The sequence below is a fragment of the Dietzia sp. HMSC21D01 genome (genome assembly GCF_001815995.1).
In the GTDB taxonomy this organism is placed as follows: domain Bacteria; phylum Actinomycetota; class Actinomycetes; order Mycobacteriales; family Mycobacteriaceae; genus Dietzia; species Dietzia cinnamea.
This window is the reverse complement of sequence record NZ_KV823929.1, coordinates 1-10,162: the sequence shown is the minus strand read 5'-3', so window position 1 is coordinate 10,162 and position 10,162 is coordinate 1. Positions and strand designations below refer to the sequence as shown.

Below are 10,162 nucleotides of genomic sequence, written 5' to 3'. Positions count from 1 at the left end.
ACCGGCTCGAGGCGCTCGCAGACGACCTGCGTGCGTCCGGCGGCACCGCGATGACCGTGGCCTGCGACGTCGCGGACCCGGAGGCCTGCGCGGCGATGGTCCGCGCGGTGATGGACGCGCACGGGCGCATCGACATCCTGGTCAACAACGCCGGTCTCGGCACCGCCGTGCCCGCCCTCAAGGAGACGCCCGAGCAGTTCCGTGGCGTCGTGGACGTCAACCTGAACGGCGCCTACTGGGCGGCCAAGGAGTGCGCGGCCGTCATGGGGCCCGGCTCGAGCATCGTCAACGTCGCCAGCGTGCTGGGCCTGACCGCCGGCTTCGCGCCCCAGGCCGCGTACTCCGCGACCAAGGCGGCCGTTCTCGGCCTGACCCGCGATTTGGCCCACCAGTGGGGCAGCCGCCGTGGCATCCGCGTCAACGCGCTCGCCCCCGGGTACTTCGCCTCCGAGATGACCGACGAGATCCCCGAGAAGATGCTCGCCGACATCACCGGCAGCACCATCTTCGGGCGGCTCGGACTGCAGCCCGAACTCGACTCCGCGCTGGTCTTCCTTGCCTCCGACGCCTCGTCCTTCATCACCGGCGCGACTCTCGTGGTCGACGGTGGCATGACCCTGCACTGACCGCGTCCGCGCCGACAACCTTTACAGGAGTAGAAACAATGGAATTCGCTCACAGTCAGCGCAGCCTCGAGCTGCAGGAGAACATGTGGGAGTTCATGCGGGAGCACGTCTTCCCGGCCGAGCCCGTGTGGTCCGCGTATCTGCGCGAACACGGCGACAACGCCTACCCGCCGATCATGGAGGACCTCAAGGCCGAGGCCCGCCGTCGTGGCCTGTGGAACCTCTTCCTGCCCGAGTGGTCGGGCATCTCCAACCTCGAGTTCGCCGCCGTCTCGGAGATCACGGGATGGTCGCCCGTCATCGCCCCCGAGGCGATCAACTCGCAGGCCCCCGACACCGGGAACATGGAGACCTTCCACCTGTTCGGCACCGATGAGCAGAAGGCCAGGTACCTCGAGCCGCTCAAGGAGGGGAAGATCCGCTCGGCGTACGCCATGACCGAGCCGGATGTCGCCTCCTCGGACGCCACCAACATCCAGACCGTGATCCGCCGCGAGGGCGACGAGTACGTGATCAACGGTCGCAAGTGGTGGATCACGGGCATCGCCGACACCCGCTGCGAGATCCTCATCGTCATGGGCAAGACCGACCCCGACGCCGAGACCCACCGTCAGCAGTCCATGGTCCTCGTCCCGCGCGACACCCCGGGCCTGCGGATCGAGCGCAATCTGCCCCTCTTCGGCTACCAGGACCAGCACGGGCACTGTGAGCTGGTGTTCGACAACGTGCGGGTGCCCGCTTCGAACCTGCTCGGGGAGGAGGGGGCCGGCTTCGCGATCGCCCAGGCGCGCCTCGGACCGGGCCGGATCCACCACGCCATGCGCGCCATCGGGATGGCCGAGCGGGCGCTCGCGCTCATGGTCGACCGGGCCAAGTCGCGCCACGCGTTCGGCGGGTCGCTGGCGAGTCAGGGCGTGGTGCAGGAGCACATCGCCAACTCGCGGATCGAGATCGATCAGGCGCGCCTGCAGGTCCAGCACTGCGCGTGGATGATTGACACCGTCGGCGCCAAGGAGGCCCGCTTCGAGATCTCGGCCATCAAGGTCATCGCGCCGCAGGTCGCGTGCGCGGTCATCGACCGGGCCATCGAGGTCTTCGGCGGCGCCGGCGTCTCCGACGACACCCCGCTCGCGTACTTCTACGCCTGGGCGCGGGCCCTGCGCATCGTCGACGGACCGGACGCCGTCCACCGCCGCACGATCGCGCGTGGCGAACTGAAGAAGACCCCGCCGTACATCGGATAACCCTAGGATGTCCCACCAGTGGCCGGGAGCGTCCGGCACCGGGGGACGCACGAGAGAGAAGGAAGAACCTACATGGGTGCAGTGATCGTGGAGGCCGTGCGTAGCGCGGTGGGTAAGCGCAAGGGCGGCCTGGCCGGGGTGCATCCCGCCGACCTGTCGGGCGTGGTGCTCAACGGACTCGTCGAGCGCGCGGGGATCGACCCGGCGGTCGTCGAGGACGTCATCTGGGGCTGTGTGACGCAGGCCGGTGAGCAGGCCGGCGACATCGCCCGGACCGCCGCCCTGTCGGCCGGGTGGCCCGAGACGGTCAACGGTGTGACGATCGACCGGCAGTGTGGGTCGTCGCAGCAGGCGCTGAGCTTCGCCGTCGCGGTGGTCGAGTCCGGGTACCACGACGTGGTCGTGGCCGGCGGCGTGGAGTCGATGACTCGCGTGCCGATGGGCTCGCACGTGTCCTCCGACTCGTTCCCCTACGGGCAGCAGTTCCTGGACCGGTACAACGGCATCGCGCCCAACCAGGGTGTGGGCGCCGAGATGATCGCCGAGCGGTGGGGCTTCTCGCGCACCCAGCTCGACGAGTTCGCGGTGGCCTCGCACGAGAAGGCCGCCGCCGCACAGGACGCCGGGTTCTTCGCCGGTCATATCGTGCCGGTGACCACCCCGGACGGCGTGTTCGACACCGACCAGGGCATCCGCCGCGGCAGCACCGTCGAGGCGCTGGCCGGGCTCAAGACGCCGTTCAAGGAGGACGGTGTCATCCACGCTGGCAACGCCTCGCAGATCTCCGACGGCTCGGCGGCGATCCTGGTGATGAGCGAGGAGGCCGCCGCGAAGTACGGCTGCACCCCGCTGGCACGCGTGCACACCGCGACCCTCGCGGGCGACGACCCGGTCATCATGCTCACCGCGCCGATCCCCGCCACGGCCAAGGCGCTGACCAAGTCCGGCCTGTCGATCGACGACATCGGGGTGTTCGAGGTCAACGAGGCCTTCGCCTCCGTGCCGATGGCGTGGCTGGCCGACACCGGCGCGGACCCGGCCAAGCTCAACCCGAACGGCGGCGCGATCGCCCTCGGGCACCCGCTCGGCGGCTCCGGCGCACGCATCTTCGCCGACCTGGTCCACCACATGAAGAACGAGGGCATCAAGTACGGCCTGCAGACGATGTGTGAGGGCGGCGGCCAGGCCAACGCCACCATCATCGAACTGCTCTGACCGGCTCGATCAGCGCTACCCGACCCCCGGCCCCCGCCACGACGGCGGTGGGCCGGGGGTCGCTGCGTGTGCGGGTCATCCGGCGTGCGCGCGGTACCCGGCGGCCGCCGCACCGCCTATTGCCGTTCGCCACCATCCAGAAGACGATTTCGCCTGTGTCGACCGAGTAGATCTGTGCGAAAGGCTCTTCTCGACGCGTGAGTTCAGTCGCCGGTGAGGACGATGGCGCGCCCGAGCACCTCGCCACGGTCGAGCGCCTCGTAGGTCCGCGGCGCCTCGGCCATCGGGACACGCCGCGAGATGACCTGGCCGAGGTCCAGCTTGCCGGCGGCCAGCAGGCGGATGAGGGCGGGGACGTCCTGTCGGGCCCGCGCTCCGTACGAGCCCTTGATCTGGATCTTCCGACGGACGATGCGCGCCAGGTCCGCGTCCAGCGACGTCCCGGCCGACGGGATGCCCACCACGACGACGCGCCCGCCCTCTCTGGCGACCTCGGTGGCTTGGCGGGTCGTGACCGCGGAGCCGAGCGCCTCGAATGCCGCGTCGACGCCCCGTCCGCCCGTGATCTCCATGACGGCGGCCGTCGCGTCGGTCTGCGCCGAGTTGATGGTGTGGGTGGCGCCCATACGGCGGGCGAGCGCGAGCTTGTCGTCGTCGACGTCGATCGCGATGACCGATTCCGCGCCGCTCACCGCGGACAGCTGGACGATGTTCTGGCCGACGCCGCCGACCGCCACCACCGCGACCGACTCCCCGGTGCGGACATCGCCGACGTTGCGGACCGCCCCGTATGCGGTGAACATCGAGCACCCGAGGATCGTGGAGTCGGTCAGGTCGAGGTGGTCCGGGAGGGCGAACACTGCAGTGGCGGGCGTGACGCTGTACTCGGCCAACCCGCCCATCGAGTACATGGACAGCGGTTCACCGGAGGCGCGGCGCAACCGGCTCTCGCCGTCGTACAGGGTCCCGCGCAGGCGGTTGTACTCGAAGAATGTGGAGCAGATGTCCTCCATGCCGCGCGCGCAGTTCTCGCAGTAGCCGCACGGCATGATGAACGAGCCCACTACCCGGTCGCCGGGGCGGACGGTGGTGACGCCGCGGCCGACCTCGGCCACGACGCCCGAGATCTCGTGGCCGAGCACTCCGGGGAGCGGGAATCCGACCTCGCCCTTCATGACGTGCAGGTCGGTGTGGCACACCCCGCAGGCGTGGTTGTGCACGAGAACCTCGCCCTCCCGCGGTTCGGGGATCGGGATGTCCTCGATCACCAGCGGGGATCCGGTCTCGACACACACGGCAGCCTTCATGGCGCCGACTGTACTCAGGCACCGGTGTCCGTCTCAGCAGATCCGGTGGGACTCAGGGGCGGATGAAGCTCCCCGCTAACGATGATCATAGTTGGTAGCATCCAGGCGACGCGCTGGAAGCGGCGGAAGGCGGGCGATGGACACGACGGTGGCGGACCCGGAGGTCTCCGGGGACGATTTCGCGGACATTCTCGCGACGACGCGCGACTACATACGTACGGTGGTGCTGCCGCGCGAGCAGGAGATCGCCGACGCCGACGAGGTCCCGGCGGACATCCGCGCGGGGCTGGCCGACTTGGGCCTGTTCGGTTACGCGATCCCGCAGCGCTGGGGAGGCCTGGGGTTGGACCTGACCCAGGACGTCGAGATGGCGATGGAGTTCGGCTACACGACCTTCGCGATGCGGTCCCTGTTCGGCACCAACAACGGGATCGCCGGGCAGGTGCTGGTGAACTTCGGGACGGACGAGCAGAAGGCGAGGTGGCTGGGGTCGATCGCCTTAGGGGAGGTGATCGCGTCGTTCGCCCTCACGGAGGACGGCGCCGGGTCGAACCCGGCTGGGCTGACCACCAAGGCGGTGCGCGACGGAGCCGGCTGGGTGATCGAGGGAGCCAAGCGTTTCATCACCAACGCGCCGCTCGCCGGCCTGTTCGTCGTGTTCGCCCGGACCCGTCCCGCCGACGCCGACGGCACTGGCGTCGCCGTCTTCCTCGTCCCCGCGGACACGCCGGGCGTGACGGTGGGGCCCAAGGACGAGAAGATGGGCCAGGAGGGTGCCTGGACCGCCGAGGTCAGCTTCCAGGCCGTCCGCGTACCTGACGATGCGTTGGTCGGCGGTGACGAGGACGCGGGCTACCGGGCCGCGATGACCTCGCTGGCGCGGGGCCGCGTGCACATCGCCGCGTTGGCGGTCGGTGCCGCGCAGCGCGCATTGGACGAGTCGCTCGCGCACGCCTCCACCGCAACTCAGGGCGGGACGGTGATCGGTGAGTTCCAACTGGTACAGGCGATGTTGGCGGATATCCAGGTGGGCGTGATGGCGGGTCGCGCGATGGTCCGCGAGGCCGCCGCGAAGTATCACTGTGGTGAGGACCGCCGGATCGCCCCGTCGGCAGCCAAGCTCTACTGCACCGAGATGGCCGGTCGGGCCGCCGACCTGGCCGTCCAGATCCACGGTGGCAGCGGGTACATCCGCGGCGTCCCCGTCGAGCGGATCTACCGGGACGTCCGGCTGCTGCGCCTGTACGAGGGGACCAGCGAGATCCAGAGGCTCATCATCGGTGGCGGCCTCGTCCGGGCGGCCACGCGGGCGGCGGGTAGCCGGTGACCGCCGCGGGGTCGGTGGGTGGTTCGCCCGACTCGGCGGAGCGGGCCGACAGTCCGGACCGGTTCGGTGTGCCGGCGGCGCGGCTCAACGACGTCGCCGGGCTGATCGAGCACCCGCAGCTCGAGGCCCGGAACCGCTGGCGCGAGGGGGAGACCCCGGCCGGCCCGGTCCGCGGACTGCTGCCGCCGATGACGTTCTCGGACGTCGAACTGCCGATGGGACGCGTGCCGGCGCTGGGCGAACACACCGAGGCGATCCTGGCCGAGCTGGCCGGGGCACTGGACGAAGGGGACACATGATGGGACTGCTCGAGGGTCGGACCGCGGTCGTCACGGGGGCCGCGCGCGGGATCGGGCTGGAGATCGCCCGGACGTTCATCGCGAACGGGGCCCGGGTGGTGGCCGGGGACATCGACGACGAGGCCGGCGCCGCGGCGGTCGCCGACCTGGGGGGCGAGGACCACGCACGGTACGTGCACTGCGACGTGCGGGACGGCGCCGCGGTCGAGGCGATGATCGACGTCGCCGAGGAGGCGTTCGGGCCGCTCGGGGTGTTCGTCAACAACGCCGGGGTCACCCGCGACGCCACGATGCGCAAGATGACCGAGGAGCAGTTCGACGACATCATCGCCATCCACCTCAAGGGAACCTGGAACGGCACCCGCGCGGCGGCGGGGCGCATGCGCGGCCACGGGGGCGGGGCGATCGTCAACATCTCCTCGATCTCCGGGAAGGTCGGGCTGGTGGGCCAGACCAACTACTCGGCGGCCAAGGCCGGGATCGTCGGACTGACCAAGGCCGCGGCCAAGGAGGTCGCCTTCGCGGGCGTGCGCGTCAACGCCGTCCAGCCCGGGCTCATCCGGACCGCGATGACGCTCGCGATGCCCGAGCACATCTGGGAGGAGAAGATGGCCGAGATCCCCATGGGGAGGGCGGCAGAACCGAGCGAGGTCGCGCAGGTGGTGCTCTTCCTCGCCAGCGACATGTCGAGCTACATGACCGGCACGGTCCTGGAGATCACCGGCGGTCGGCACATCTGACACCGCGCCGCGCCCGTCACCAGGCGAGGTCCCATCGGATCGGCTGCTCCAACGCCGCTCGGAACTTCTTCTTCAGATAGTGGTGGTGGTCCGTGATGTGCTGCGCCATGAGGTCGTGGGCCGCCACGGCGTCGCGGTCGGCGATCGCGCGATAGATGTCCTCGTGGATCGCGCACGTGTGGTCGCGCTGTCGCTTCGGGTAGGCCACCCCCATGGATGCGCCCGCCAGGATCCCGAGCAGCGCGTCGAAGAGATAGCCGAACAGGACGTTGCCCGACCCCCACGCGATGAGGGCGTGGAACCGCTCGGAGTCCTCGGTGAAGTACTCACCCTCCTCGGCCCCCTCGCGCGTGGCCTCGACGTTGAGGCGGAGCTCCTCCAGCGCCTCGCGGTTCATGCGCCCGGCGGCGAGTCTCGCGATCGACGGCTCCATCGCCGCCCTCGCCTCCATGATCGTGGAGAACGGGGCGTTCTCGAACTGCATGAGCAGGCTCAACGCGGCGGCGAGCGTCCCGCCGTCGGGCTGCTGGACGATCGGCCCGCCACCCGGCCCGGGCTTGAGGGTGATCGCCCCCTGGAGCTCCAGGTACCGCAGGGACTCCCGCAGCGTGCCCCGGCCGACGCCGTACTCCTCCAGCATGAGGTGCTCGGGCGGCAACCGGTCACCGACGGTGTTGCCGCGCCGGGCGATGTCCTCGACGATCCGCTTCGCCACCAGTAGCGCCGTTTTCTGCGGACGCGAGACCCCGCCGGGCCCGCGCTGCGCATCGCCTGTCGTATCCATGTGCACCATCATCCTGCATTCAGGGCATGAGGACCGTGAAGGCCCAGTCCAGGACGTCCGCGTCGCCGTCGGGTCGGTGAGCCCGCACCCGTGCGCGTAGGTCGAGTGCGGTGCCGCCGCCCGAGCACCGTCAGCTCCGCCCGGCTGATGGTCGGTCATCACCGGTGCCACGACGTTCATCACCGACGCCCGTCGCTCGGGTCTCATCGCGCTGCCGTGCAAGACCGATCCGGAGGCGACCCCGCGGCACCCGGGGATGTCTATCGTGGTGGTGGAGCACGGCCCGGGATGAGGAGAGGATTGAAATGAGGGTGTTCGAGGGCCTGGACCAGGTGTCGGCGGCGATCGGCGAGCACGTGGGATACAGCGACTGGATGGAGATCACGCAGGAGCGCGTCGACGCGTTCGCCGACGCGACAGGGGATCACCAGTGGATCCACGTGGACCCCGCCCGAGCTGCGGAGGGGCCCTACGGCACGACCATCGCCCACGGGTACCTCACCCTGTCACTGTTGCCGGTACTCGGGAACCGGGTCATGGACATCCGCGGGTTCTCGATGATGATCAACTACGGGCTCGGCAAGGTGCGGTTCCCCGCGCCGGTCCCGGTGGGATCCCGGATCCGGGCCGGCGTCGAGCTGACCTCACTCGACCGCAAGCCCTCCGGCGCCCAGCTCACCACGCTCGTCACGGTCGAGATCGAGGGCGGCGACCGGCCGGCGGTGGTCGCCGAGGCCATCCGCCTCATGGTCGAGTGACGGACCGCGGCCACGGCCGAGCTGCTCGGCAAGCTCGACCTGAGCCTCGCGGACGTCGACCTCCTCGAGCTGAACGAGGCGTTCGCCGCTCAGGTGCTCGCGCGCCGGCGGGAGTGAGAGGCCTTCCACGGCTTCAGCACCGCTGACAGAAAGCGACCCAACGTCCACGGCACGGGGATCTCGCTGGGACACCCCGGCGGGCCGGAGACGGCGGACGCGGGAGGTCGCGGAGAATTCACGTCGACTTAACTACAGCGATGTGATTCGGGGCGTAGCGTCGGGGCCAACGGTCGGTGGGGAAGCCGACCGTCGGGAGGTCCCAGCCGATGATCGTTACAGGCGATCGGGAGGGGGCCGGCACCCGGCCCTGTCGTCTCCGGACGACCTGGGCCGACCGGTCCATCCCGACACGACCGCGGGTGCCGCGGTCCAGGAGCGCGCCGTGACCGACACCGTCCGTACCTACGTCCTCGACACCTCGGTTCTGCTGTCCGACCCGTGGGCCGTCACCCGCTTCGCCGAGAACCGGGTGGTCCTACCCATCGCGGTGATCGGGGAGCTCGAGGCCAAGCGCCACCACCCCGAGCTGGGCTACTTCGCCCGCGAGGCACTGCGGCTGCTCGAGGACCTGCGCCTGCGCCACGGCCGCCTCGACGGCGACCTGCCCGTCACCGACACCGGCGGCACCCTGCGAGTCGAGCTCAACCACACCGACCAGTCGGTCCTGCCCGCCGGGTTCCGCGACACCGGCAACGACTCCCGGATCCTCGCCTGTGCGCTCAACCTGCGGGCCGAGGGCGACGACACCGTCCTCGTCTCCAAGGACGTCCCGCTCCGCGTCAAGGCGGGCTCGGTGGGACTGCCCGCGGACGAGTACCACGCGCAGGACGTCGTCCTCACCGGCTACAGCGGCGTCTCGGACCTGCCCGCCACCCAGGAGCTCGTAGACACCCTGTTCTCGACCGGCGGCGCCTCACCGCTCGTCGCCCGCGCGGCCGGCCTCGACGCAGAAACACCCGTGCACTGTGGGGTGCGGGTGCAGACCGACTCGTCCTCGGCGCTGGCCCGCGTCACCGACGACGGCGGACTCAGACTGGTCCGCGGCGACGTCGAGGCCTTCGGCCTGCGGGGCCGCTCGGCCGAGCAGCGTATCGCGATCGACTGCCTGCTCGACGAGTCGATCGGCATCGTCTCGCTCGGTGGCCGCGCCGGCACCGGCAAGTCCGCCCTCGCCCTGTGCGCCGGACTCGAATCCGTGCTCGAGCGGCGTCGACATCGGAAGATCGTCGTCTTCCGGCCCCTGTACGCCGTCGGCGGTCAGGAGCTCGGCTACCTGCCGGGCAGCGAGTCGGAGAAGATGTCGCCCTGGTCGCAGGCGGTGTTCGACACCCTGGAGGGGCTCGTCAGCGAGAACGTGATCGACGAGGTGATGGATCGCGACATCCTCGAGGTGCTGCCACTGACCCACATCCGGGGCCGCAGCCTCCACGACTCGTTCGTGATAGTCGACGAGGCGCAGTCGCTCGAGCGCAACGTCCTGCTCACCGTGCTGTCCCGACTGGGCACCGGATCGCGGGTCGTGCTCACCCACGACGTGGCGCAACGTGACAACCTCCGGGTCGGTCGGCACGACGGCATCCAGGCGGTGGTGGAGAAGCTCAAGGGTCACCCGCTGTTCGCCCACATCACCCTCAGCAGGTCCGAGCGCTCGGCCATCGCCGAACTCGTCACCACGATGCTCGAGGAGTTCCACCCCGGCGCCCAGGCCGGCGAACTCCGCCGGATCCGGGCCGCCTGAGGCGAGCGGCCGGGACACAGTGGTCGAGCAGGAACAACGGCAGGGCCCGGGCGGAGTCGCCCGG

The 10,162-nt window shown here is 70.2% G+C and carries 9 protein-coding genes and 3 pseudogenes; 10 read left to right on the top strand and 2 right to left on the bottom strand.

The window, feature by feature from the left end; translation table 11 throughout:
• The 3 genes from HMPREF3086_RS09540 to HMPREF3086_RS09530 form a co-directional block, all read left to right on the top strand.
• Window positions 1-626, top strand: a 626-nt coding sequence (locus HMPREF3086_RS09540) for an SDR family NAD(P)-dependent oxidoreductase (RefSeq protein ID WP_070721569.1), incomplete at its 5' end; no start/stop codon positions are given.
• Window positions 627-664: 38 nt separating this feature from the next.
• Window positions 665-1,870: an acyl-CoA dehydrogenase family protein gene (locus tag HMPREF3086_RS09535; RefSeq protein ID WP_061227586.1), complete on the top strand. Its 1,206-nt coding sequence runs from the start codon at window positions 665-667 to the stop codon at window positions 1,868-1,870.
• Between the two features lie 72 nt (window positions 1,871-1,942).
• The gene (locus tag HMPREF3086_RS09530) at window positions 1,943-3,085 is read left to right on the top strand and encodes a thiolase family protein (RefSeq protein ID WP_070721566.1); all 1,143 of its coding nucleotides are present in this window, start codon (window positions 1,943-1,945) and stop codon (window positions 3,083-3,085) included.
• 203 nt (window positions 3,086-3,288) lie between these two features.
• Here the strand turns inward: HMPREF3086_RS09530 and HMPREF3086_RS09525 are convergent, their stop codons facing one another.
• Complete coding sequence (locus HMPREF3086_RS09525) at window positions 3,289-4,392, bottom strand: zinc-binding dehydrogenase (RefSeq protein ID WP_070721564.1); 1,104 nt, start codon at window positions 4,390-4,392, stop codon at window positions 3,289-3,291.
• A gap of 136 nt (window positions 4,393-4,528) precedes the next feature.
• Between HMPREF3086_RS09525 and HMPREF3086_RS09520 the strand changes: the two genes are divergently transcribed.
• The 3 genes and pseudogenes from HMPREF3086_RS09520 to fabG all read left to right on the top strand — a co-directional run bounded on the left by HMPREF3086_RS09520 (window position 4,529) and on the right by fabG (window position 6,758).
• The gene (locus HMPREF3086_RS09520) at window positions 4,529-5,719 is read left to right on the top strand and encodes an acyl-CoA dehydrogenase family protein (protein ID WP_070721562.1); all 1,191 of its coding nucleotides are present in this window, start codon (window positions 4,529-4,531) and stop codon (window positions 5,717-5,719) included.
• Between the two features lie 65 nt (window positions 5,720-5,784).
• A pseudogene (locus tag HMPREF3086_RS09515) lies at window positions 5,785-6,018 on the top strand (CoA transferase); the annotation flags it as partial.
• Window positions 6,018-6,758: a 3-oxoacyl-ACP reductase FabG gene (gene fabG / locus HMPREF3086_RS09510; protein ID WP_043567942.1), complete on the top strand. Its 741-nt coding sequence runs from the start codon at window positions 6,018-6,020 to the stop codon at window positions 6,756-6,758. The pseudogene HMPREF3086_RS09515 and the gene fabG, both read left to right, overlap by 1 nt.
• A gap of 16 nt (window positions 6,759-6,774) precedes the next feature.
• Here the strand turns inward: fabG and HMPREF3086_RS09505 are convergent, their stop codons facing one another.
• Window positions 6,775-7,542 (bottom strand): FadR/GntR family transcriptional regulator, encoded by a 768-nt coding sequence (locus tag HMPREF3086_RS09505; protein WP_070721561.1) that lies wholly within the window; start codon window positions 7,540-7,542, stop codon window positions 6,775-6,777.
• Window positions 7,543-7,696: 154 nt separating this feature from the next.
• Between HMPREF3086_RS09505 and HMPREF3086_RS18515 the strand changes: the two are divergent.
• The 4 genes and pseudogenes from HMPREF3086_RS18515 to HMPREF3086_RS09495 all read left to right on the top strand — a co-directional run.
• Window positions 7,697-7,831 (top strand): annotated as a pseudogene (locus tag HMPREF3086_RS18515) (acyl-CoA dehydrogenase); the annotation flags it as partial.
• 16 nt (window positions 7,832-7,847) lie between these two features.
• Window positions 7,848-8,300, top strand: a complete 453-nt coding sequence (locus tag HMPREF3086_RS09500; RefSeq protein ID WP_061914346.1) for a MaoC family dehydratase — start codon at window positions 7,848-7,850, stop codon at window positions 8,298-8,300.
• A gap of 9 nt (window positions 8,301-8,309) precedes the next feature.
• Window positions 8,310-8,528: pseudogene (locus tag HMPREF3086_RS18055) on the top strand (hypothetical protein); the annotation flags it as partial.
• A gap of 214 nt (window positions 8,529-8,742) precedes the next feature.
• On the top strand, window positions 8,743-10,098 hold the full coding sequence (locus HMPREF3086_RS09495) for a PhoH family protein (protein ID WP_070721558.1): 1,356 nt from the start codon (window positions 8,743-8,745) through the stop codon (window positions 10,096-10,098).
• The last annotated feature ends 64 nt before the right edge of the window (window positions 10,099-10,162 follow it).

Coding starts and splice junctions, on each gene's coding strand:
- HMPREF3086_RS09535 (WP_061227586.1), top strand. CDS start 665: ATGGAATTCGCTCACAGTCAGCGCAGCCTCGAGCTGCAGGAGAACATG.
- HMPREF3086_RS09530 (WP_070721566.1), top strand. CDS start 1,943: ATGGGTGCAGTGATCGTGGAGGCCGTGCGTAGCGCGGTGGGTAAGCGC.
- HMPREF3086_RS09525 (WP_070721564.1), bottom strand. CDS start 4,392: ATGAAGGCTGCCGTGTGTGTCGAGACCGGATCCCCGCTGGTGATCGAG.
- HMPREF3086_RS09520 (WP_070721562.1), top strand. CDS start 4,529: ATGGACACGACGGTGGCGGACCCGGAGGTCTCCGGGGACGATTTCGCG.
- fabG (WP_043567942.1), top strand. CDS start 6,018: ATGGGACTGCTCGAGGGTCGGACCGCGGTCGTCACGGGGGCCGCGCGC.
- HMPREF3086_RS09505 (WP_070721561.1), bottom strand. CDS start 7,542: ATGGATACGACAGGCGATGCGCAGCGCGGGCCCGGCGGGGTCTCGCGT.
- HMPREF3086_RS09500 (WP_061914346.1), top strand. CDS start 7,848: ATGAGGGTGTTCGAGGGCCTGGACCAGGTGTCGGCGGCGATCGGCGAG.